This window comes from Corynebacterium sp. LK2537, from assembly GCF_040946485.1.
GTDB lineage: Bacteria > Actinomycetota > Actinomycetes > Mycobacteriales > Mycobacteriaceae > Corynebacterium.
The window spans coordinates 74,962-97,290 of sequence record NZ_JAYWLQ010000007.1; the positions used below are offsets into that span (position 1 = coordinate 74,962).

Here is a 22,329-nt window from a genome sequence, read left to right on the forward strand (position 1 = left end):
ATGCGTATTCGATGATTGGTCATTTACCCAGCATAACAGCGTTGCCGAGCTGGGCTAGGGGACCCGGACTACGGGCGCTCCTCCTGGGCGACCGGGCGCGCGGCCTCGGCGTCAGCGGGCTCGCCCTCCGCGTTGACCTTGCCGCGGGCGAACTTGTCCACGATCATCGCGATGGCGCCGTCGCCCGTGACGTTGGCCGCGGTGCCGACGGAGTCGACAGCAATGTAGGCGGCGATCATCAGCGCGACGAGGTTGTCGTCGAAGCCCATGTTCTGGCTCAGCAGGCCGACGGCCACCATGACCGCGCCGCCCGGCACGCCCGGGGCGGCAATCATGGTGATAGACAGCAAGAGCATGAAGCCCATGGCCGCGCCCAAGCTGACGTCCATGCCGGTGAGGTAGATGATGGCGAAGGCGTAGAGCATCAGCTTGATCATCGAACCCGCGATGTGGATGGTCGCGCACAGCGGGACCACGAAGCTGGCCACCGGCTTGGAGATGTTGTTCTTCAGCGCGTTGTCCAGAGTCACCGGGATGGTGGCGGCCGAGGAGGAGGTACCCAGCGCGGTGGCATAAGCCGGCAGCATATTCTTCAGCGCCTTGAACGGGTTCTTGCCGGTGATAGCGCCGGCGATCAGGTACTGGATGACCAGGTAGACCAGCGTCATAGCGACCGAGAGCAGCAGGACCTTGCCGAAGGCGACGAGCACGTCGACGAGGTTGCCGTTCATGCCCAGATCCAAGAACATGCCGAAGATATAGAACGGCAGCAGCGGGATGACAAAGCCCCAGATGACCTTGACCACTACGTTCTCGAGCTCTTTAGTGACGTTGTACAGGTTGTCGGACTTGACCTGGGTCATGGCCACGCCGATGCAGAAGGACAGCAGGAGGGCGGTCATGACCTCGATGGGCGCGGGCATCTCGACCTCGAAGTAGGGCTCCAGCGCACCGGCATCAATATCGGAGACGTTGGTATCGATGGTCTGGCCGGCCAGCATCCACGGATACACCAGCATCGAGACGCCGTAGGCGAGCAGGCCCGCGATGATGGTCGAACCCCAGGCGATGCCGGCGGTGATCCCGAGCCACTTGCCGGCCCCGCGGCCGAGCGCGGCGATGGCGGGGGCGATAAGCGCGAAGATGAGGACGGGGATGAAGAAGTTGAGGAAATTGCCGAACAACCCGTTGAAGGTGGCAAAGACCCGGCCCAGCCATTCCGGCGCGACGAAGCTTAAGCCGATGCCCAGCACGATGGCTACGGCGATCCGGAACAACAAGTTTTGGCTCAGTGTTTTCAATTTCATGATGTCACTAACTATTTTTATATCCCGCGCCCCGGCGTTTCCGCGGTGCGCAGGATGAGACTTTCAAAGACAGCGGGCCAATCGCTAAATATTTTCTATAGACCGACCTGAATTAAAGTGTACCCAACGGGTATGCCCCGCCGGAAGGGGGGATGGCTAAGTGCACCCGCCGAGAATTGCTGCTCGCCCGGCCCAGCGGGTTAGGATATGAGGCATGGTCGTTATCGGTATTGTCATCCTCATCCTCGCCGCGGTCTTGATCGTGGTCGGAGCCTTGGCCACCACCCGCAAACTGCCGGGCAACTCGGTGGTGGGCCTGCGCGTCGAGGAGGTCCGCAAGTCCCGCGAGGCCTGGGATGCCGCGCACGCCGTCGCCGGCCCCGTCTGGTTCCTCGGGGGAGTGGCGCTCGCCTTCGGCGGGATCGTCGCCCTGACCGCGACCGGCTGGATGTGGCTCATCCCGGTGGCAACCGCCATCATCGCCGTCATTACCCTGTCGGTGGGCGCCAACCTGGGCGCGCGCTCGGCGCTCCTGTGGGACCAGGCCAACAACGCCGACGAGGGCTGCGGCGACAGCTGCAACTGCGGCTCCGGCGGCTGCGGCAGCGATACCGCAGCGGAAGCCGCGCCCGCGCAGATCGATCTCGACGCTGTCCGCCAGGCGGCCAACCGCGCGGATCAGTAGCCGATCCCCGGTCGAATAGCCCGCCGCGGCCTAGACCCGCAGCACCCACCACTATTGTCACTGTGACGCAATGTTTGTGGTGGGTGTTTTTGTCTCTCGCGTTGCCCGCGTGGGGCCCGAGGCGACGGAAGGATAGCCTGCCGTAAATAGTCTCCCCGCCGGCCGAGGGATAGAGTAGGGGGCATGACTATGAAGTGTTCGCGTCGCATGTTCCTGCTCGGGACCGCCACCACCTTCGCTGGCGCCTACCTCGCCGCCTGCGGCAAGCAGGCCTCGGCGGAGATCGCCGCCACCGAGATCCCGGTCGGCTCCGCCGTCATCGTCGACAACGTGATTTTCGCCCAGCCGGAGGAGGGGCTCTTCAAGGCCTACTCGCAGACCTGCCCCCACCAGGGCAACCCCATTACCGAGGTGGAGGGCTCCCACGTCATCTGCACCTCCCACTACACCGAGTACGACATCACCGACGGCTCGGTCGTCTCCGGACCCGGCCGCGATCCGCTCGAGGAGATCTCCGTCGAGGACGACGGAACCACCGTGAAGACCGTCTAAGGTTTCACGTGAAACCCCGCCGCCGAGGGGGAGGCGGGGCGTAAACTGCGGTACATGCTCAACGCACTGCGCCGACTAGATCCGCTCATCGTCCTGATCATCACGGCGGTCCTTATCGCGATCGTCTTGCCCGCCCGAGGGCAGTTCGCCGAGGTCTTCGCGGTACTCACCAACATCGCGATCGCGCTGCTTTTCTTCCTCTACGGCGCGCGACTATCCACCCGGGAGGCGCTCGCGGGCCTGCAGCACTGGCGGCTCCACCTGACCATCCTGGCGGCTACCTTCGTGCTTTACCCGCTCATCGGCATGGCCCTGCGGCCCCTGTCCTTCGTCGTGGGCGACGAGCTCTACCTGGGCATTCTCTACCTGACGCTGGTCCCGTCCACGGTGCAGTCCTCGGTCGCCTTCACCTCCATCGCGCGCGGCAACGTGGCGGGGGCCATCGTCTCAGCCTCGCTGTCTAACCTCGCCGGAGTCATCCTCACCCCGCTGCTGGTGATGCTGTGCATGGGCGCCGGCCACGGCATCCACATCGACTCCTCGGTCTTTCTGGAGATTTCCCTCCTGTTGCTCATGCCCTTCGTCCTGGGCCAGCTGACCCGCCGCTGGGTGAAGAACTTCGCCGCCCACAAGGCCACGAAGGTGGTCGACCGCGGCTCCATCGCGATGGTGGTCTACTCCGCCTTCTCCTCCGGCGTGGTCGGCGGGATCTGGTCCGATATCGGGGTGGGCCAGCTGCTATTCCTCATCGTCTTCGCCGTCGTGCTGGTCAGCGCCGTGTTGTGGCTGACCCGCTGGGTGAGCGCGCGCCTGGGTTTCGCACGCCCCGACGTCATCGCCATCGAATTCTGCGGCTCGAAGAAGTCCCTGGCCACCGGCCTGCCGATGGCCTCGGTCATCTTCGCCACCGGCGGCGGGCAGCTGGGGCTGCTGATCCTGCCGCTGATGATCTACCACCAGGTCCAGCTGATGGTCTGCTCGTGGCTGGCCGCCCGCTACGCCCGGCAAGACCCCGCGGCCGAGGCGCGTTAAACACCGGGAAGGCTAGGCACTAGACTTGGGTGCCATGACTTCCGCAGAGAACTCCGAGAGCGACAAGGCGCTGCTCTACGTCAAGACCACGCTGCACATCCCGGGCGCCGGCGCGGCCATCCACGTGGCCGAGATGCAGCAGCTCGACGCCCGCAGCTGCCGCATCCACCGACTCATCGCACAAACCCCGGACGGGCAGATCGCCGGCGCGGTCAGCGGCAGCCAGCGCGTCGGCAGCATCGACAAGCCCAACAGCACCGTGCCGCACCCGGATACCTACGCGTCCTACCCGGACATCGACGCCGAGTACCTCGCCGCGGCGGATTTCGAGTCCCTCTGGGTCGAGGCGCAGCTGCGCTTTCCGGGGCTCTAGAAGACGAAGTTCACCAGCACCATGTAGACGGCGGTGCCGCCCAGGATGGACAGCCCGGACTCGCGCCGCCACAGGTGGAGGCCGGCGGTGACGGCCGCGCCCAGCAGGGCGGCCAGGATGCCGCCCGGGGCCGCGGACTGCCCGACGATGGTGTAGACGACCAAGACCACCATCACGCCGACCGGCATCGTCCGGCCCAAAACGCTGACCAGATCGCTGCCGCGCAGCGCCTTAACAAAGCTAAAGGGGATCTGCCGCAGCAGGACCGTGACCACGCAGACCGGGATGAGCACGGCCAGGATCATGGATAGGCTCACGCCAGCTGGCATCAGCGTTCACCTCCCTGTGCCCGGTGGGGCCCGCGGCGCCACTCGATGAGTTCATCGAAGCGCGGGGAATACACGCGCGCCAGCAGGAAAAGGAAATAGGCGATCAGCGCGACCATCAGCACCTGGTTGGGCGTGATAACCACCGCCACTATGCCCAGCAAGGCGGCGACCGCCGGCAGGGAAAAGTCCGGGTTGTTGCGAAAGGAATCCAGCGCCAGCACCACAAACAGGGCCACCAGCGCGAATTCAATCCCCTGCACGTTGTCCGGGATGGCCTGGCCCGCCAGCGCACCCACCACGCCGCCGCCGACCCAGAGGAACTGGGCGAAGAGCTGGATGGTAAGTATCCGCCGCCCGGTCAGGGCGGAGGCGTGGGGCAGTGCCGAGACGATCGCGTAGGTCTCGTCCGTCAGCGCGTAGGTGGAGTAGACCTTCCCGCCCACCGAAGAGATGCGGTGGCGGGGGAAGCTTAACCCGTAGAAGATATGGCGGAAGTTGACCATGAAGCCGGTCAGCGCCGCCGAGAGCGGGCCGACCCCGGAGGTGACCATGCTGATGGCCAAAAACTCCATGGAGCCGGCATAGATGACGATCGAAAAGATAGGCGCCCACCACCAGTCGAAGCCGGTTTGGACGATCAGGACACCGAAGGCTAGGCCCAGGGGAACCAGGCCCAAGGCTACGGTCCAGGTGTCCTTCAATCCCTGGCGAACATCAGCGTGCATGCGCTTATCGTAGCGGCGGCGACGCCCACCCGCCCCCGAGAATGGAGATAAAAATTCTAATTATCATCCAGGTCGGCGGGGAAGGTGGAATACAGCGGCAGCGGCATCGGCTGGCGCTTCATCACGTCCGCCCACAGGTCGGCCGGGCCGGGAGTCAACACGTCATGGGCCAGGGCCGGGGCGACGAACCAGTCGCCGCGGTCGATCTCCTGCTGCAGCTGGCCCGGGGCCCACTCGGCGTAGCCGGCAAACAGCCGCATCCCGTCCAGGGTCTGCGCCAAAAACTCCGGGTCGGCGCGCATGTCCACGTGCGCCAGCCGCGGGGCCAGGCGGCTGAGCTGCGGGTGATCCTCGAAGCGCACGCCCTGCTTGGTCATGCCCAGGCCCACCACGGACTGCTGGTTGAGCGGGCCGCCGATGTAGAGGGCCTGCGGCTTGGCGACCACCGGCAGGTATTCGGGCAGCACGTTGAAGACCGCCAGCTCGCTGCGGGTCGTCAGGTTCACGCCGAAGGTCAGGTAGTCGTCGTGCTGGATGATGAGGATAACCGAGCGGGCAAACTCGGCAGAGAACATGCCCGGGGCGGCGACCAGCAGTTGGCCGGGCTCCGGGTCGTTGCGTTCGAGGGCATTAAATAGTCGGTCCGCGTACATTAACTACCAGACTCCCACCAAGCACGTAGCTTTGCAATTGCTTCCTCGCGGGGCAGCGGGCCCTGCTCCAGGCGCAGTTCCTTCATAAACGACCACGCGCGGCCCACCTCGGGCCCCGGCTGCAGCCCCAGGATCTCCATGATCTCGTTGCCGTCCAGGTCCGGGCGCACGCGGGCCAGGTCTTCCTTCTCCTGGATCTCCTGGATGCGTTCCTCCAGGTGATCGTAGGTCCGCTGCAGGCGGCGCGCCTTGCGCTCGTTGCGCGTGGTGCAGTCCGCGCGCACCAGCTTGTGCAGGCGCGGCAGCAGCGCGCCGGCGTCAGTGACGTAGCGGCGCACGGCGGAATCCGTCCACTGCCCCTCGCCGAAGCCGTGGAAGCGCATGTGCAGGTAGACCAGCTGCGCGATGTCCTGAGTCATGGCCTTCGGGAATTTCAGCGCGCGCAGGCGCTTGCGCACCAGCTTCGCGCCGACCACCTCGTGGTGGTGGAAGGTCACCTTGCCGCCGGTGGTGTCCCGGGTATCCGGCTTGCCGCAGTCGTGCAGCAGCGCCGCCCAGCGCAGGACCAGGTCGGGTCCGTCCTCTTCCTGATCCATCGCCTGCCGCATGACCTGCAGGGAATGGGCGTAGACGTCCTTGTGCTGGGCGTGCTCGTCCGGGGCCATGCACATGGCGGGGATCTCGGGGATGACGATCTCGGCGATCCCGGTATCGACCAGCAGGTCGATGCCCACCCACGGCGCAGTACCGGCGACCAGCTTGTCCAGCTCGACGCGGATGCGCTCGACGGTGATGCGCCGGATCTCGCCGGCCATGTCCTGCATGGCGCCGAAGACCCGGTCGGCGACGTGGAATTCCAGCTGGGAGGCGAAGCGGGCGGCGCGCAGCATGCGCAGCGGATCGTCGTGGAAGGAGATCTCCGGCGCGTCCGGGGTGTCGATGATCCCGGCGACGAGATCCTCCAGGCCGCCCAGCGGATCGTGGAATTCGCGGCCGCCGTCGGCCTTGAGCTCGACCGCCATGGCGTTGATCTTGAAATCGCGGCGAACTAGGTCCCCGGCCAGGGTGTCGCCGTAGACGACCTCCGGGTTGCGGGAGTCGCCGTCGTAGGAGTCCGCGCGGAAGGTGGTGATCTCGATCTGCTGGCCGCGGTAGACCGCGGAGACGGTGCCGAAGGCGATGCCGGTGTCCCAGACCTTCTCGGCGTAATCCTCCAAGATCTCCTGGACGACGTCGGGGCGGGCTGGGGTGGTGAAGTCGAGGTCATTGCCCAGGCGCCCCAAAAGGGCGTCCCGGACGGAACCACCTACCAGGTAGAGCGGAAAGCCTCGCTGCGCGAAGCGCTCCACGAGCCCGCTCAACAGGTCACTGAGTTGGGCAATCGCGGATTCTGCCCGCGCCATAACGCCAATTAGCTGAGTGTCCTGAAAATTCACGCACGTTAGTCTACTACGATTAACCAGGATGACTAACCACAACGAGGCCAGCCCGAAGGCCAGCAACACCAACGCCGCGCCCGGCGGCGAGCCTGCGGCTGCCACGGCAGGCGGGAGCGGTTCCAGCTCCTCCCGTCGCGGGGGCCGCGGCCGCTCGCGCCGGCGCGGCGGGGCCAAGTCGCGCCGCGGCGGGCGCGCGAACAACGCCCGCAAGGGCGGCAAGAATACCCGCACCCATTCCAAGTCCCGCGGCGGGCGCGGCGGCAACAACTCCCGGCGCCAGGCGGCGGCCAGCCACATGACCACCCGGGACGAGACTTCGGCCGGCGGCCTGGTGGTCTCCGGCCTCGCCGAGGCCGTCCACGACGGCGGCGAGGTGGATCTCACCCGCATCTACGTGGCGCTGATCGGCCGGCTCGACCGCCGCGGCCGCCTGCTGTGGTCCATGCCGAAGGGCCACGTGGAGCCCGGGGAGCCGCGGCACACCACCGCCGAGCGCGAAGTCTGGGAGGAAACCGGCGTGCACGGCGAGGTCTTCGCCGATCTCGGCACTATTGATTACTGGTTCGTCTCCGACGGGGTACGCATCCACAAGACGGTGCACCACCACCTGCTGCGCTTCGTCGACGGCATCCTCAACGACGAGGACCCGGAGGTCACCGAGGTGGCCTGGATCCCCGTCTCCGAACTCATCGAGCATTTGGCCTACGCGGACGAGCGCAAGCTGGCCCGCATTGCCCACGACATCCTGCCGGACATGGCCCGTCAGGAGGCAGCCGCCGGGAAGGCCACGCCGCGGTGATGGGACGCCGACTCCGCCGCCTGACCGCCGGTACGACCGCCTGCCTGGCCGTGGCGCTCGGAATCAGCATCGGCGGCCCGGCGGCCACCCCCGACGCGACCGCGCAGGACGCTGACTCCGCCGCCTGGGGCCAAGCGCGCCAGCCGGGCCAGCTGGACCTCGAGCTCATCGAGGCCAGCCCGGTCCAGGTGGGCGACACGCTGACCGTGCGCTTCCGGATCCACAACCCGACCGATCAGGCCGTAGACGACCTGCAGGTCACCACCCGGCGCGGGGATGCGGTGGCCACCACCGCCGAGGCCCGCACGCAGCTGGCCCAAGGCTCCTTCCCGTATTTCGGCGCCAGCGCCAACCCCGGGGCCCTGGGCCCCGGGGAGACCCGGGAGGTCAGCCTGACGATCCCGACCGGGCTGGAGGGCGAAGGCTCTTTGGCCATCACCGAGGCCGGCATCTACCCGTTGCTCTACACGCTGACCGGCACCCGCGACGGGGAACCGGTCAGCCTGTCGGAGGACCGCACGCTGCTGGATCTCGCGCCGCAGCCGGGGGAGGAGTCCCCAAGCGACGCGGCCGAAGACGCAGAAGACACAGAAGAGACAGAGAACTCCGAGCCCCACGACCTGTCTGTTATTTATCCGATTACTGACACGGTGGACATCGTGCCGGGGGATACCGGCGGGCAATCGCTGATTCTGGAGTCCGATCACCTGGCCCAGTCCCTCTCGCCCGGGGGACGGCTGGACCGCCTGGTGGATAGCTACCTGTCCCACGACCTGCAGGGCGCGGCCTGCGCGGCGCTGGACCCGGCGCTGCTCAGCGTGGTCGAGCGCATGGAGGACGGCTACACCGTCCATGACTCCCGGCCCTCGGTGGCGCACCAGGCCAAGCGCCTGCGCGATTCGTGGTTCAACGAGGACGCGGACTATCGCGGCGAGTCCGGGCAGGGCAGTAGGGCCGCCAGCCAGTGGCTGGCCAAGATCAAGCAGCTCGACTGCGTTATGGCCATGCCCTGGGCGGACGCGGATCCTTCGGCCGTGCGCAGCGTGGACAACGCCTGGCTCGATCACGAGGCCTTCGCGCACGGCGCCGAAATTATCGAGCGCCTGGCCGGCCGCCCGCTGGCCAGCAACGCCCTGGTGGGCAGCAAGGGCTACGTGACCGAGGACCTCGGCCGGCCCGCCGTGGTGGCCAACAACAGCATCTGGGCCGGCCAGGCGCTTTCCTTCGACCCCTCCCTGGGTAGCCTGCTGGCCCAGACCGGCACGCGGCCGCAGACCACGGCCTATTCCAACCCGGAGCTGCGCTACGACTACCGGGTGGACTCCGTCCTCGCGCGGGACTTGAGCGCCGCCGCAGCCCTCCGGCTGGGCGCCCAGGAAGACGACACCCTGGCCGTGCTGCCCGCCACCCTGGAGCCGGCCACCGCCGACCAGGTGCTCGCCGCGGGCGAGGCCGTGCTGGTAGATCACACCGCGCGTGCCAAGCCGGTTTCCGCGCTGCCGCTGGAAACCAACGAGGCGGCGGAGCAGGGCCTGCCGGCTGGCAGCCCCTACGTGGACCCGGCTGCTTTCGATGCCACCCAGACCGGGCGCATCAAGCAGCAGGCGAAGTACGCCGACGAGCTGACCAAGATCATGGTCAACGATCCGCATATCGCGCTGACCCGCTACGGCTTTACCCAGCCGCTGCGCCACGATCTGCTCACGGCGCTTTCGGCCACCCGGCGGACCAGCCTGCCGACCACTAAGGAGTCGGAAGAGGCCTCCGTCCGGCGCCTGGACGCCAACTCGAACACGCTGCAGGAGCTGCGCTCCTCGGTCACGCTGCTGCCGCCCGGCAACGTCTACACGCGCGTCTCGGAGTCCTCGCCGCTGCTCATCGTGGCGGAAAACGGCCTGCCGCTGCCGGTGGAGGCCACGCTGGAGTACCAGGGCCCGGATAACGCCCGGCTGAACACGCCGGAGCGGGTTCGGATCCCCGCCACCGGCTCTATTACGGTGAACATGACCGCCGATCTTCCCGAGCAGACCGACCGCATCCGTATGGAGCTGTGGCTGGCCACCCCGGAATCCGACATGATCTCGCAGCCAATAAGTATCGCCGTGCAGACCCGAGCCGGTATCCTCAGTGTCTATGGCATCGGCATCGCCGCTGCACTCGCAGTAGGTTTGGCCCTTCTTTTTAAGGTCGGGCGCAAGAAGAAATCAGAGACGTAAAAGAGCTTAAGTTTTTCTATGACCAACCAGCAGGGCCGCGAGGCTGAATCAGAATCCAGGCACGAAGAACCGAAACCCGCCGGCCTCCGCGGGCGGATCGTTTCGGCGTCGCCGCCGGCTCCCGTGCCCACCCGCCGCGAACCGGTGAACGTGCCGGCCGCGGAGCCGGTGGAGGACAAGTCGGATCTGCGCGGCAAGAACGCCGAGCAGTCCACCAGCGACCGCGACGTCGTGCGCGCGACCGGCACGATGGCCATCGCCACGCTGCTGTCGCGTATCACCGGCTTCCTCCGCCAGATGCTCATCGGCGCCACCCTGGGCGCCGCCGTCGGCACGGCGTTCAGCTCCGCCAACCAGATCCCGAACCTCGTCACCGAGATCGTCCTGGGCGCGGTGCTGACCTCGCTGGTCGTGCCGGTGCTGGTGCGCGCGGAGAAGGAGGACTCCGACCGCGGCGAGGTCTTCATCCGCCGGCTGTTCACGCTGGCCTTTAGCCTGCTCGGCGTGGTCACGCTGCTCTCGGTGCTGTTCGCTCCGCTGCTGACGGAGTTGATGCTGCCCGAAGATTCCAAGGCGAACTCGATCCAGGCGATCTCCTTTGCCTACTTCCTGCTGCCGCAGATCTTCTTCTACGGGCTCTTCGCGCTGTCCCAGGCGGTGCTGAACACGAAGAATATCTTCGGCCCGGGCGCGTGGGCGCCGGTGGTCAACAACATCATCTCTATCTCGGTGCTGTTGATGTACCGCTTCCTGCCGGGCAGCCTGCACCCGGACGCGCCCAGCGCGGTGACCGACCCGCACGTCATCCTGCTGGGCTTGGGCACCACCACGGGCGTGGTGGTCCAGGCGCTGATCCTGCTGCCGTACCTGAAGAAGGCCGGCATCAACATGCGGCCGATGTGGGGCCTGGACGAACGCATCAAGCAGTTCGGCAGCATGGCGGTGGCCATCATCGCCTACGTGGCCATCTCCCAGGCCGGCTACGTGGTCACCTCCCGGGTGGCCGCGCACGCCGACGCCGGCGCGCCGCTGGTCTACCAGAACGCCTGGCTGCTGCTGCAGGTGCCCTACGGCATCATCGGCGTCACGCTGCTGACCGCCATCATGCCCCGGCTGTCGCGCAACGCAGCCGACGGCGACGTCGACGGCGTGGTCCGGGACCTGACGCTGAGCTCCAAGCTGACCTTCATCGCGCTCATCCCGATCGTCATCTTCATGACGGCCTTCGGCACGCCTATCGCGCGCGCTCTTTTCCAGTACGGTTCCTACGGCGCCGACAGCGCCGAGCAGCTCGGCCTAACTATTAGCTTCTCCGCCTTCACGCTGATCCCTTATGCGCTGGTGCTGCTGCACCTGCGCGTCTTCTACGCCCGCGAGGAAGCCTGGACCCCGACGTTTATCATCGCCGGCATTACCTTCACCAAGGTGGTGCTGACCCTGCTGGCGCCGCTGGTGGCCAGCACCCCGGAGCACGTAGTCATCCTGCTGGGTACCGCCAACGGCTTCGGCTTCATCTCCGGCGCGGTCATCGGCGCGTTCCTGCTCAAGCGCAAGCTGGGCTCCCTGGGCGGCAAGGAGCTCAGCCGCACGATCGTGTGGGCCACGATTTCCGGCGTGGTGGGAGTCGCCCTCACGATGGCCGCGAACTGGCTGGTGGGCCTGGTGCTGCCGGATCCCATGCCGTCCATCTTCTACCTGCTGCGCGTTATCGTCTTCGGGCTGCTCTTCGTCGTCATCACCGGCCTAGTGCTGTCCCGCTCCGGCCTGCCCGAGGTCCAGAACCTGGGCCGGGCCCTGCACCGCATCCCGGGCATGGCACGCTTCATCAAGGTCGACAACTCCCAGGCCATCGAGGTCGAGGAGCCGGAGCTGCAGGAGATCCAGTCCGTGTTCACGCAGGACTCCTTCAACTCCTCGCCGGTCCCGCCGCCCATGTCCGCCGGCATTGTCCGCGGCCCCCGGCTGGTCCCGGGCGCGCCGGTCTCCGACGGCCGCTTCCGCCTGCTCAAGGACCACGGCTCCGTGGCCGGCGCCCGCTTCTGGCAGGCGCGCGAGCAGTCCACCGGCCGGACGGTGGCGCTGACCTTCGTGGACACCACCAACCAGGCGCCGTTCGCGCCGGCGAACCCGGGCCAGGCCGCGCGCCGCTCCGCCGCGGTGGCCCGCAACACCCGCAAGCTGGGCGAGCTCGGCCTGACCTCGGTGGCGCCGAACATCGAGGTGCTGTCCTACCGCTCCGGCTGCCTGGTGGTGGCCGACTGGGTCGCCGGCACCGAGCTGAAGACGGTCGCCGCCTCCGACGGGCTGGACCCGCACGCGGTCGCCCACGCGATGGGCTACATGGTCGAGGACACCGCAACCGCCCACGAGGCCGGCGTACTCATGGGCCTGGATCACCGCGACCGCATCCGGATCTCCACCGACGGCGTGGCCGTGCTGGCCTTCCCGGCGGTGCTGAGCGACGCCGCGGAGTCCACCGACCGCGAGAGCCTGAGCTCCGCGCTCGACATGCTGGTCGAGTCGACCTCGCCCACGCCGAAGGTGCTGCGCGATATCGCGGCCGATGCCGGGCTCTCCGGCGAGGAGGTCGCGGGAGAGGTGGAACAGGCCTACCGCGAACTCGACGCCGCGGACGCGGACGACAAGGAAGACAAGCAGGAGGCGCTGGCCACCGCGCAGGGCAAGACCCTGGCCGGCATCGCCCGCCGCCTCTACGACTTCGCCCCGGACGATCCGGAAGGCGACGAGGCCCTACCGGTCAGCCAGCTGCCGGACGATACCCCGGAGGAGACCCCGGAACCGACCGCCGGCTTCGGCGGGCGCGGCTACTCCGGCTCCGGCGTGCTGCTCATCGGCGTGCTGGCCACGATCTTCGTGGTGCTCATGGCGGCCCTGACCACCTGGGTGATGTCGATCCTGGGCAACAACGCCGAGAACGCGCCCATCAATACCGAGGCCGTCAAGCAGGCCGAGCCGACCCTGCTTTCGGGCCCGCCGCTGCTCCTCGACGCCAAATCGGCCGACACCGTGCCGGCGAACAAGGACGCCAAAGAACTCATCGACGGCGACAAGTCCACGCGCTGGTCCACCGAGAAGGCGGAGACCGGCGTGGTCTTAAGCCTTGAGGACCCGGTGCAGCTGCGCGACGTCATCATCGATCAGTCGGGGAGCTCCCAGGCGACGGTGGAAATCTACGCGGTGGATTCGGAGACCTTCGATCCCACGAACCCGCAGTTGGAACAGCTGCCGCAGCTGGCCAACGAGACCCTGCAGGGCTCGCGCACCTCGCTGGACCTGAAGGAGAAGCCGGAGTTCTACGACGGCCTGCTCGTCTGGGTCAGCGAACTTCCGAAGAACAAGAAGGCCACCCTGGCCGATATCCGCGTCGCCGGAGTACCGCAGTAGCTTTTCTTCCGCTGCGGCCCCGGCGGATTCCCGCAGCTAGCGGTTAGTTTAGCCGTTAACTAAAAAATTATCTCCTAGCAGGGGTTGACAGATTTAAACCTTGGTGTATCATCGTTTGTAGACGCATCAACAACAGGTGCGCGGAGAATTTCATAGACTGGCGCTTGCCAAACAAACACCGCCTACTACACCGACTACTTCAAGGAGTAACAATGACCAACCTCGCAGGTAACTTCGTTCTGGACCCGGCCCACACCACCATCGGCTTCGTCGCCCGCCACGCCATGGTGACCAAGGTCCGCGGCAACTTCACCGAGTTCGACTCCAACATCACCATCGCGGACAACATCGCTGACTCCAAGGCCGAGGTCACCATCAAGGCTGGCTCCATCGACTCCGGCAACGCCGACCGCGACAACCACGTCAAGGGCGAGGACTTCTTCAACGTTGAGTCCTTCCCGGAGATCACCTTCACCGCCACCGAGTTCCAGCTGGACGAGTCCGGCAACGGCTCCGTCACCGGCGACCTGACCATCAAGGGCACCACCAAGCCGGTCACCCTGGAGGTCGAGACCGACGGTATCGCCGAGGATCCGTTCGGCAACACCCGCCTGGGCTTCGAGGCCAAGGGCAAGATCAACCGCACCGACTTCGGCGTTGACTTCAACGCCCCGCTCAAGACCGGCGGCGTGCTGGTCTCCGAGGAAATCAAGCTGGAGATCGAGGCCTCCGCCATCAAGCAGTAAGGCGCTCGCCCCCTTCCAACAAGACCCAGACCCCGGGTCGGCTCGCAGACTTTGCGGAGCCGATTCCGGGGTTTCCGGCGTTTTCAGGCACTACTGTGGTGGCTATGACTTCCCAGACTGCCTCCGTGCCCGAACCCGCCACCCTCACCCAGGAGGCGGCGCGCCACCGCAGCGAGAACCTGCGGGTGGACTCCTACGATCTGCACCTGGATCTGAGTGCCGCGGCCACCCAGGCGACCTTCGGCGTGCACGTCGTCGTGGAGTTTTCCACCGCTGACCCGCACGTCTTCCTGGACTACCTGGGCGCCAGCGTGGATAGCGTCACCCTCGACGGCCAGCCGTGCCCGTTTGCCTTCGCCGACGGCTGGTTGACCGTCGACGACGTACCGGTCGGCCAGACCGTGCGCCTCGAGGTCCACGGCCAGAGCCGCTATTCCCGCACGGGGCAGGGCCTGCACCGCATGGTGGACACGGCGGACGACGCCGTCTATATCTACTCCCACCTGGAGCCCTCGGACGCCCGCCGCATCTTCCCGTGCTTCGACCAGCCGGACCTGAAGGCCGCATTCACCGTCCACATCACGGCCCCGGAGGCCTGGCAGATCCTGTCCAACCAGCCGGAGGTCAGCCGCACCGACTGCGACGAGGACTACGTGACCTGCACCTTCGCGCCGACGCCGCCGCTGTCGACGTACCTGACCGCCTTCGCGGCCGGGCCCTACCGCGTGGTGGAAGATAGCTGGACCCCTCAGAGCGACAGCGCCCAGCCGATCCAGCTGCGCGCCTTCGCCCGTGCGTCCATGGCGGACCACCTCGACGCCGAGATCCTCGAGCTGACCCAACAGGGCCTGGGGTTTTTCCACGCGCACTACGGATACCCGTACCCGTGGGGCAAGTACGACTCCATCTTCGTGCCGGAATACAACCTGGGCGCCATGGAAAACCCGGGCCTGGTCACCTTCACGGAGAAGTACCTCTTCCGCTCGCAGGCCACCCGCGCCCAGCACGCCGGGCGCGCGAACACCATCCTCCACGAGATGTCGCACATGTGGTTCGGCGACCTGGTGACCCCGCGCTGGTGGGACGATCTGTGGCTGAAGGAGTCCTTCGCCGAGTTCATGGGCGCGGATTCCTCGGTGGAGGCCACCGCCTACACGGAGGCCTGGGCGAATTTCGCCGGCAGCCGCAAGAACTGGGCCTGCCAGCAGGACCAGCTGCGCACCACGCACCCCATCAAGGCGGAGATCCCGGACGTGGACGCCGCCCGCCAGAACTTCGACGGCATCACCTACGCCAAGGGTGCAGCCGTGTTGAAGCAGCTGGTCCACTACGTCGGCCGCGAGGCCTTCTACGCCGGCGCGCGGGACTACTTCGCCGCCCACGCCTTCGCCGCCGCCACCTTCGACGACTTCCTGGACGCGCTAGCCGGGCACACCGACCGCGACCTGCCGGAGTGGGCGCGGCACTGGCTGCGCACCACCGGCATCGATAGCCTGCGCCCCAAGGTCACCGGCACCACGGCTATCGAGCACCTTTCCGTTTTAAGCGCGGACCCGGAATCCACCCGCCCGCACCGCCTGGACGTGACGCTGCTGGACGAGCACTTGCGCAAGCAGGCCACCTTCGACGTCGACATCGCCGCGGGCGCCGGAGCCACGGAGATCCCGGAGGCCGCCGGGCTGGACCTGCCCGCGCTGGTGGTGGTCAACGACTCGGACCACGCCTACGCCAAGGTGGGCTTCGACGCCCGCTCCCTGGAGACCATCCGCACCCGCCTGTCCGAGATCGACAGCGATCTGACACGGGCGGTGATCTGGACCGGGGTGTGGAACATGACCCGCGACGGCGCCTGGCCGGTCAGCCAGTACGTGGAGACGGTCACCCGGCATGCCGCCGCGGAGACCAACGCGACCCTGCTGGCCACCGCGCTGAACAACGCGCACTACGCGATCAACTGCTTTCTGCCGGAGGCCGAGCAGGACGCGGCCCGCACCGACTTCGCGGACCGGCTCTGGGATCTTGTCCACCGGGCCGCGCCCGGCTCCGACGAGCAGCTCATCCTGGCCCGCAGCACGATTGCCGCCCTAGCCGCCGCGCCCGGCGACGCCCCCGTCGCGCGCCTCAAGGCGCTGCTGGACGGGCAGCTTGCCGGGCTGCGCCTCGATACGGATGTGCGCTGGTCCCTGGTCAAGGCCCTGCGCGCCCGCGACGCCTTCAGCGCCGAGGATTTGGCGGCGGAAGAGGCTAACGATGCCACGCTCACCGGCGCCGCAGCCGCCCTCGGCGCGCGTTATTCCACCCCGGACGCCGCCACCAAGCGCGAGGTCTTCGACCTGGTGACCACCCCGGAGAAGTTCTCCAACGCCCAGGTCGACTCCCTGCTGGCCGCCTTCAACGCCCCGCGCTCGAAGGCCCTGCGCGAGCCCTTCGCCCAGGTCTATTTCGATAAGATCTCGCACCTCTGGGAGGCTCACCCCATCGAGATTGCCAACCGGCTCGTCCGCGGCCTCTACCCGTACCTGCCGGGCAGTGACGCCGCCACCACGGCCTTTATCGAAAGCCACCAGCCCCCGCGCGCGCTGGCCCGCGTGCTGACCGAATGCCAGGACGAGCTGCACCGCCGGCAGGCCGTGAAGGCCTCGCCGGCCCAGCGCTAGGAGCACCTCCCCGAGAAAACTTCGTCTCCCCGGGTGGCGCAGGTCGCAAAAATAAGGTGGAATAGGAGTCACCATCACTTTTTAAAACTCGGGGGTGTTTCAAGCGATGGGCTCGGGGGAGACTCTATCCAGCCATAAAACTGACCACAAAGATCACACAGCAGATCACGCAGACAAGACAAGCAGCGCAAACAGCGCAAACAGCGCAAATAGCACTGCCACTGCGGGGCGCGACAAGACCGATCAGGAACTCGTCGACGCGTATATCGGGGGAGACGGCAAGGCCTTTTCCGCCATCGTGGAGCGCCACCGCTCGCGCCTGACCACCGTGGCGCGGCGGTACACGCATAACGACACGGACGCCCAGGACATCGTGCAGGAGGCGCTGCTGCGCGCCAGCCGGAAGCTGCACACCTACCGGCGGGAGGCCCGGCTGGGCACCTGGCTGCACCGGCTGGTGATGAACTCCGGCTACGACTTCCTCAACCACCGCTCCAACCGGGAGAATTATTCACTGGACGCGGGCGTCGTGGAGGAGGACTACAACCACCTGCTGGCCTGCACCGACGACCGGGACGTGGATCTGCGGCTGACGCTCAGCAACGCCCTGCGCCTGCTGCGCCCGGATCAGCGGGTGGCGCTGTGGCTGATCGACGTCGCCGGCTTCGACGTGGCCGAGGTCGCCCGCCACCAGGGCGTGGCGCCCGGGACCATCAAGTCCCGCCGCGCCCGGGCCAAGGGTGTGCTCAAGGAAGCCATCTCTTTTTCGTCGTGAGAAACCGACGAATGGTTAAGGTTGTGTATCAACTTCCCGCAGGCCCGTGCTGTCGATGCGGGAGTTTTCCCTAGACCGAGTAGAATCTGGGGCGTTAAGCGACTCGATTTGAATCAAGGGGAGTTACACACACATGACCGTTCACAATGTCGCCATCGTTGGATCCGGCCCGGCCGGCTACACCGCGGCGCTGTATGCGGCCCGCGCGGAGTTAAACCCCATCGTCTTCGAAGGTTTCGAATACGGCGGCGAGCTGATGAACACCACCGAGGTAGAAAACTACCCCGGCTTCCAGAAGGGCATCATGGGCCCGGACCTCATGGAGGAAATGCGCGCTCAGGCCACCCGCTTCGGCGCTGACCTGCGCATGGAGGTCGTCGACTCCGTGGAGCTCGACGGCGAGATTAAGAAGCTGCACGTCGGCGACGAGGTCTTCGAGGCCCGCACCGTCATCTTGGCGACCGGCGCCGCCCCGCGTCACCTGGGCGTGCCCGGTGAGCAGGAGCTGACCGGCCGCGGCGTGTCCACCTGCGCGACCTGCGACGGTTTCTTCTTCAAGGGCCACAACATCGCGGTCATCGGCGGCGGCGACTCCGCCATGGAGGAGGCAACCTTCCTGACCAAGTTCGCCGAGACCGTGACCATCGTGCACCGTTCCGAGAACTTCCGCGCCTCCAAGATCATGCTGGAGCGCGCGCAGCAGAACCCGCAGATTAAGTGGGAGCTCAACCAGACCGTCGAGCGCGTTATCGAAGAAGACGGAAAGGTCAGCGGCCTGGAGCTGCGCGACGCGGTGACGGGGGAGACCAAGACCCTCGATGTCACCGCCATGTTCGTGGCCATCGGCCACGACCCGCGCTCGGCCTTCCTCGAGGGCCAGGTCGACCTCAACGAGGCCGGCTACGTCACCGTGACCCACCCGGGCACCCAGACCAACCTGCCGGGCGTCTTCGCCTGCGGCGACTTGGTCGATGACCACTACCAGCAAGCCATCACCGCCGCCGGCTCCGGTTGCCGCGCGGCGATCGATGCGGAACATTTCCTCGCGGAGAATCGTTAAATTATTATGAGCAATGTCAAAGAAGTGACCACTGATAACTTCCGTTCCGAGGTTATCGAGGCCGGTAAGCCGGTCGTCGTCGATTTCTGGGCGGACTGGTGCGGTCCCTGCAAGAAGCTCTCCCCGCTGCTGGACGAGATCGCAGAAGAGCTGGGCGACAAGGTCGGCGTCGTGAAGGTCAACGTCGAGGAGCAGCGCAACCTGGCGGCCATGTTCCAGATCATGTCCCTGCCCTCGGTGCTGATCTTCAAAAACGGCGAGAAGGTCGAGGAATTTGCTGGTCTGCGCAGCAAGGAAGACATTCTGTCCAAGATCAACAACCACCTTTAGCCGTGGTTCAGGGATGCTTGAAGGATGAAGGAATGAATGTGAATCGCGTTTTAAGTGTGGGCGACACCAGCGTGCGCGTCGCTGAGGCACGCGCGAACCTGGCCCGCCTCGGCCAGCTGACGCAGTACTCCGGCGAGGTAAGCGCCTGGAAGAAGCAGAGCTACTCGGAGCAAGACAAGTACTTCGATACTGAGTTGGCGGAAGCGATCAAGGCCTTCCAGCAGTCGCGCGGGATCATCCCCTCCGGTCGCATTGATGACATGACGCTGCGGGAGATGCGCCTGGCGTCCTATTCCCTCGGCACCCGTGTCCTGCAGTTCCAGCAGGGCAGCGAGCTGGTCGGCGACGACGTCTCGCAGCTCCAGTCCCAGCTGGAAGAGCTTGGCTTTTACCACAACCGCGTGGACGGGCACTTCGGCCAGTACACCCACGACGCGCTGGCTGATTACCAGCTCAACAGTGGCCTGCAGGCCGACGGCGTGTGCGGGCCGGTTACCCTCCGGGCACTGAGCCTGCTGGGCCGCCGGATCACCGGCGGCTCGGCGCACAACATCCAGGAGCGCGAGCGCGTGCGCAACGCGGGCCCGAAGCTGAGCGGCAAGCGCGTGGTGATCGATCCGGGCCTCGGCGGCTCCCGCAAGGGCCGGACCGTGACCGGGCGCTACGGCGACATCACCGAGGAAGAGCTCATCTGGGATCTCGCCCAGCGCGTTGAGGGCCGCATGATTGCCGCCGGGATGGAGACCATCCTCTCCCGCCCGCGCATGCACGATCCGTCGATCAAGGAACGCTCCGAGATGGCCAACGCCTTCGACGCGGACCTGGTTATTTCCCTGGCCTGTGACTCCTACGCCAACGAGAAGGCCAACGGCGTGGCGACGTTCTACTTCGGCTCCGAGTCCGGCAACTCCTCGCTCATCGGGGAGACCCTTTCCGGGTTCATCCAGCGCGAAATCGTAGCCCGCACGAACCTGAACAACTGCCGCAACCACGGCCGCACCTGGGAGCTGCTGCGCTTTACCCAGATGCCCGTCGTGCAGGTGGTACTGGGCTACCTGACCAACCCGCACGACACGGAGATCCTCACCGATCCCGCCAAGCGCGACGACATCGCCGAGGCCATCGTCGTGGCCGTCAAGCGCCTCTACCTCATGGACGAGGACAACCTGGCCACCGGCACGTACAAATTCGCCGAGCTGCTCGAGGCCGAGCAGTCCTAGGACTTAAAAAAGCCACGGTAAACACTAAAGCCAGCGTCGAGATTCTCGACGCTGGCTTTTGTTGTGCCCGGCAAGCCGCGGCTAGTTCTTCTCGCCCTCGATGAGGGACATGATGCGCTCGAAGTCTTCCTGGTCGCCGAATTCCACGACCATCTTGCCCTTGCGCTTGCCCATGGTCACCGTGACCTTGGTGTCGAAGCGATCGGACAGCCGCTCGGCGGAGTCGGTGAAGTACTGCGGCTGCACCGGCGCCTGGCGCTTGGCCGGCTGGTCGGCCTTGCCCTGGCGCTTGTAGAGCGTCACGGCCTCCTCAGTGGCGCGCACGGACAGGCCCTCGGCCACGATCCGGTTGGCGATTTCTTCCATCGCCTCGGCCGAATCCAGGCCCAGCAGGGCGCGCGCGTGGCCGGAGCTGAGCACCCCGGCGGCCACCCGCTTTTGCACGGCCACCGGCAGGCGCAGAAGGCGCAGCATGTTGGTCACCTGCGGGCGGGAGCGGCCCAGGCGGTCGGCCAGCTCGTTCTGCGTGACCCCGAATTCCTCCAGCAGCTGCTGGTAGGCGTTGGCCTCTTCCAGCGGGTTGAGCTGCACGCGGTGGAGGTTTTCCAGCAGGGCGTCGCGCAGCATGCTGTCGTCGGTGGTGTCCCGCACGATGGCTGGCACCGTGGCCAGGCCCGCCTTGGCGGAAGCGCGCCAGCGGCGCTCACCCATGATGAGCTCGAAGCCGCCCTCCTCCGAAGGCCGCACCACGATGGGCTGCAGGAGGCCGAATTCCTTGATCGAGTGAACCAGCTCCTTGAGCTCGTCCTCGTCGAAGACGGTACGCGGCTGCTTCGGGTTGGGCAGGATGTCGCCCACGGGCACCTCGCGGTAGGTGGCCCCGATAGCGGCCGGCTTCGGCTGCTTCTTCTTGCCAGTGTTCCCGGACTGGATGGTGGGAGCGCCCTTCACGCGCTTGCCCTCGGAACCGCCCTCAGCGGAACCTTCAGCGGGCGTGCGCGAGGTGGCGTTGCCCAGGATGACATCCGCCGCGGAATCCCCCAGGCGCGGCTTGCGGGTCGGCGCGTCCGGCCCAGACGGGATGAGCGCCGCCAGACCGCGGCCGAGGCCGCCGTGCTGCGCCTTCGGCGCCTTGCCCGCCTTGGGTGCTCCTGCTTTCTTGTCCGCCATGGTTTTAGCCTTCCTCCAATTCCGCGAAAATTTCCGGGCTTACCCCAATGGCGCCCGTGGTGGGGTGGGGGCGGTAGTCGCCCCGCTCGTCGAGTTCCCGGGCGGCCGCCACGTAGGCGCGCGCACCGGTCGAGGACGGATCATAGTCCACGACGGTCTTGCCGTAGCCCGGCGCTTCCGAGACCCGGATGGAGCGCGGGATGACGTTGCCCAAAACGACGGCGCCGAACTGATCGCGGACCTCGTCAGCGACCTGCTCGGCCAGCTTCGTGCGGGCGTCGAACATGGTCAACAGCACGCCAGAGATGTGCAGATCCTCGTTCAGGTGCTCCCGGATCATTGAGATATTGCCCAGCAGCTGGCCCACGCCCTCCAGGGCGTAGTACTCGCACTGAATGGGGATGATGACTTCTTCCGCACACGTCATCGCATTGATGGTGAGCAGGCCCAGCGAGGGCGGGCAGTCGATGAAGACGTAGTCGAATTCGTGCTCGTCCAAAAAGCCCTTGTGCAGAGCGTCGTACAGGCGGAACTCGCGCCGCACCAGAGAGACCATCTCGATCTCCGCCCCGGCCAGGTCGATGGTGGCGGGGATGCAGTAAAGGTTGTCCACGTCCGGGCACTTCTGCATGGCCTGTTCCGCGCGGCAATCACCCAGCAACACCTCGTAGCTGGAGTCCGTGCCGGAATTGTGAGCCGCCCCGACAGCGGTAGAGGCGTTGCCCTGCGGGTCCAAGTCGACCACCAACACCTTGTGCCCGGAGTCCGCCAGTGCGGCGGCGAGGTTCACGGCGCTGGTGGTCTTGCCGACACCGCCTTTTTGGTTGGCGATGGTGATAAGCCGGGGAGTAGTCAT

The 22,329-nt window shown here is 66.5% G+C and carries 19 protein-coding genes and 1 pseudogene; 13 read left to right on the forward strand and 7 right to left on the reverse strand.

Annotation, left to right across the window (positions count from 1 at the left end; translation table 11 throughout):
* Positions 1–68 precede the first annotated feature (68 nt).
* On the reverse strand, positions 69–1,307 hold the full coding sequence (locus VVS03_RS09695) for a dicarboxylate/amino acid:cation symporter (RefSeq protein WP_368520666.1): 1,239 nt from the start codon (positions 1,305–1,307) through the stop codon (positions 69–71).
* A 214-nt stretch (positions 1,308–1,521) separates the two neighbouring features.
* Here VVS03_RS09695 and VVS03_RS09700 point away from each other — a divergent pair, with 214 nt between their 5' ends.
* From VVS03_RS09700 to VVS03_RS09715, 4 genes are all read left to right on the forward strand, one after another.
* Complete coding sequence (locus tag VVS03_RS09700) at positions 1,522–1,992, forward strand: SdpI family protein (RefSeq protein ID WP_368520665.1); 471 nt, start codon at positions 1,522–1,524, stop codon at positions 1,990–1,992.
* 207 nt (positions 1,993–2,199) lie between these two features.
* A complete protein-coding gene (locus VVS03_RS09705; RefSeq protein WP_141759337.1) occupies positions 2,200–2,544 on the forward strand; it encodes a Rieske (2Fe-2S) protein in 345 nt (114 codons plus the stop codon).
* 54 nt (positions 2,545–2,598) lie between these two features.
* Positions 2,599–3,576: a bile acid:sodium symporter family protein gene (locus VVS03_RS09710; protein ID WP_368520664.1), complete on the forward strand. Its 978-nt coding sequence runs from the start codon at positions 2,599–2,601 to the stop codon at positions 3,574–3,576.
* A gap of 34 nt (positions 3,577–3,610) precedes the next feature.
* Positions 3,611–3,949 (forward strand): hypothetical protein, encoded by a 339-nt coding sequence (locus VVS03_RS09715; protein ID WP_368520663.1) that lies wholly within the window; start codon positions 3,611–3,613, stop codon positions 3,947–3,949.
* Here the strand turns inward: VVS03_RS09715 and VVS03_RS09720 are convergent.
* Genes VVS03_RS09720 through VVS03_RS09735 form a run of 4 tightly spaced genes read right to left on the reverse strand, consistent with a single transcriptional unit; the run spans position 3,946 to position 7,092 of the window.
* Positions 3,946–4,278 (reverse strand): branched-chain amino acid transporter permease, encoded by a 333-nt coding sequence (locus VVS03_RS09720; RefSeq protein ID WP_368520662.1) that lies wholly within the window; start codon positions 4,276–4,278, stop codon positions 3,946–3,948. The two genes, VVS03_RS09715 and VVS03_RS09720, sit on opposite strands and share 4 nt — an antisense overlap.
* On the reverse strand, positions 4,278–5,003 hold the full coding sequence (locus tag VVS03_RS09725) for an AzlC family ABC transporter permease (protein WP_368521422.1): 726 nt from the start codon (positions 5,001–5,003) through the stop codon (positions 4,278–4,280). The genes VVS03_RS09720 and VVS03_RS09725 overlap by 1 nt, the downstream gene beginning before the upstream one ends.
* 56 nt (positions 5,004–5,059) lie before the next feature.
* Complete coding sequence (locus tag VVS03_RS09730) at positions 5,060–5,656, reverse strand: YqgE/AlgH family protein (protein WP_368520660.1); 597 nt, start codon at positions 5,654–5,656, stop codon at positions 5,060–5,062.
* Positions 5,656–7,092, reverse strand: a complete 1,437-nt coding sequence (locus tag VVS03_RS09735) for a CCA tRNA nucleotidyltransferase (protein ID WP_368520659.1) — start codon at positions 7,090–7,092, stop codon at positions 5,656–5,658. Before VVS03_RS09735 ends, VVS03_RS09730 begins: the two co-directional genes overlap by 1 nt.
* Before the next feature lie 292 nt (positions 7,093–7,384).
* On the opposite strand from VVS03_RS09735, the pseudogene VVS03_RS09740 reads away from it, so the two are divergent.
* The 9 genes and pseudogenes from VVS03_RS09740 to VVS03_RS09780 all read left to right on the forward strand — a co-directional run.
* Positions 7,385–7,894, forward strand: a pseudogene (locus VVS03_RS09740) (NUDIX hydrolase); the annotation flags it as partial.
* Positions 7,894–10,110, forward strand: coding sequence for a hypothetical protein (locus VVS03_RS09745; RefSeq protein ID WP_368520657.1), 2,217 nt, complete (start codon positions 7,894–7,896; stop codon positions 10,108–10,110). The pseudogene VVS03_RS09740 and the gene VVS03_RS09745, both read left to right, overlap by 1 nt.
* 18 nt (positions 10,111–10,128) lie before the next feature.
* Positions 10,129–13,515, forward strand: a complete 3,387-nt coding sequence (gene murJ / locus VVS03_RS09750) for a murein biosynthesis integral membrane protein MurJ (protein WP_368520656.1) — start codon at positions 10,129–10,131, stop codon at positions 13,513–13,515.
* Between the two features lie 212 nt (positions 13,516–13,727).
* The gene (locus tag VVS03_RS09755) at positions 13,728–14,261 is read left to right on the forward strand and encodes a YceI family protein (RefSeq protein WP_368520655.1); all 534 of its coding nucleotides are present in this window, start codon (positions 13,728–13,730) and stop codon (positions 14,259–14,261) included.
* 104 nt (positions 14,262–14,365) lie between these two features.
* Positions 14,366–16,918, forward strand: coding sequence for an aminopeptidase N (pepN, locus tag VVS03_RS09760; protein ID WP_368520654.1), 2,553 nt, complete (start codon positions 14,366–14,368; stop codon positions 16,916–16,918).
* A gap of 265 nt (positions 16,919–17,183) precedes the next feature.
* On the forward strand, positions 17,184–17,693 hold the full coding sequence (locus tag VVS03_RS09765; protein WP_368521646.1) for an RNA polymerase sigma factor: 510 nt from the start codon (positions 17,184–17,186) through the stop codon (positions 17,691–17,693).
* A 133-nt stretch (positions 17,694–17,826) separates the two neighbouring features.
* A complete protein-coding gene (trxB, locus tag VVS03_RS09770) occupies positions 17,827–18,753 on the forward strand; it encodes a thioredoxin-disulfide reductase (RefSeq protein ID WP_368520653.1) in 927 nt (308 codons plus the stop codon).
* 6 nt (positions 18,754–18,759) lie between these two features.
* Entirely contained in the window at positions 18,760–19,083 is a 324-nt protein-coding gene (trxA, locus tag VVS03_RS09775) for a thioredoxin (RefSeq protein ID WP_070767829.1), read from the forward strand.
* 38 nt (positions 19,084–19,121) lie between these two features.
* Positions 19,122–20,303, forward strand: coding sequence for an N-acetylmuramoyl-L-alanine amidase (locus VVS03_RS09780; RefSeq protein ID WP_368520729.1), 1,182 nt, complete (start codon positions 19,122–19,124; stop codon positions 20,301–20,303).
* A gap of 81 nt (positions 20,304–20,384) precedes the next feature.
* On the opposite strand, the gene VVS03_RS09785 is transcribed toward VVS03_RS09780, so the two are convergent.
* The gene (locus tag VVS03_RS09785; protein ID WP_368521633.1) at positions 20,385–21,473 is read right to left on the reverse strand and encodes a ParB/RepB/Spo0J family partition protein; all 1,089 of its coding nucleotides are present in this window, start codon (positions 21,471–21,473) and stop codon (positions 20,385–20,387) included.
* A 4-nt stretch (positions 21,474–21,477) separates the two neighbouring features.
* On the reverse strand, positions 21,478–22,329 hold the full coding sequence (locus VVS03_RS09790) for a ParA family protein (protein WP_368520651.1): 852 nt from the start codon (positions 22,327–22,329) through the stop codon (positions 21,478–21,480).

Bases quoted from the DNA above. Each gene is read 5' to 3' on its own strand.
- VVS03_RS09695 (WP_368520666.1), bottom strand. From the start codon at position 1,307: ATGAAATTGAAAACACTGAGCCAAAACTTGTTGTTCCGGATCGCCGTA.
- VVS03_RS09700 (WP_368520665.1), top strand. From the start codon at position 1,522: ATGGTCGTTATCGGTATTGTCATCCTCATCCTCGCCGCGGTCTTGATC.
- VVS03_RS09705 (WP_141759337.1), top strand. From the start codon at position 2,200: ATGTTCCTGCTCGGGACCGCCACCACCTTCGCTGGCGCCTACCTCGCC.
- VVS03_RS09710 (WP_368520664.1), top strand. From the start codon at position 2,599: ATGCTCAACGCACTGCGCCGACTAGATCCGCTCATCGTCCTGATCATC.
- VVS03_RS09715 (WP_368520663.1), top strand. From the start codon at position 3,611: ATGACTTCCGCAGAGAACTCCGAGAGCGACAAGGCGCTGCTCTACGTC.
- VVS03_RS09720 (WP_368520662.1), bottom strand. From the start codon at position 4,278: ATGCCAGCTGGCGTGAGCCTATCCATGATCCTGGCCGTGCTCATCCCG.
- VVS03_RS09725 (WP_368521422.1), bottom strand. From the start codon at position 5,003: ATGCACGCTGATGTTCGCCAGGGATTGAAGGACACCTGGACCGTAGCC.
- VVS03_RS09730 (WP_368520660.1), bottom strand. From the start codon at position 5,656: ATGTACGCGGACCGACTATTTAATGCCCTCGAACGCAACGACCCGGAG.
- VVS03_RS09745 (WP_368520657.1), top strand. From the start codon at position 7,894: ATGGGACGCCGACTCCGCCGCCTGACCGCCGGTACGACCGCCTGCCTG.
- murJ (WP_368520656.1), top strand. From the start codon at position 10,129: ATGACCAACCAGCAGGGCCGCGAGGCTGAATCAGAATCCAGGCACGAA.
- VVS03_RS09755 (WP_368520655.1), top strand. From the start codon at position 13,728: ATGACCAACCTCGCAGGTAACTTCGTTCTGGACCCGGCCCACACCACC.
- pepN (WP_368520654.1), top strand. From the start codon at position 14,366: ATGACTTCCCAGACTGCCTCCGTGCCCGAACCCGCCACCCTCACCCAG.
- trxB (WP_368520653.1), top strand. From the start codon at position 17,827: ATGACCGTTCACAATGTCGCCATCGTTGGATCCGGCCCGGCCGGCTAC.
- trxA (WP_070767829.1), top strand. From the start codon at position 18,760: ATGAGCAATGTCAAAGAAGTGACCACTGATAACTTCCGTTCCGAGGTT.
- VVS03_RS09785 (WP_368521633.1), bottom strand. From the start codon at position 21,473: ATGGCGGACAAGAAAGCAGGAGCACCCAAGGCGGGCAAGGCGCCGAAG.
- VVS03_RS09790 (WP_368520651.1), bottom strand. From the start codon at position 22,329: ATGACTACTCCCCGGCTTATCACCATCGCCAACCAAAAAGGCGGTGTC.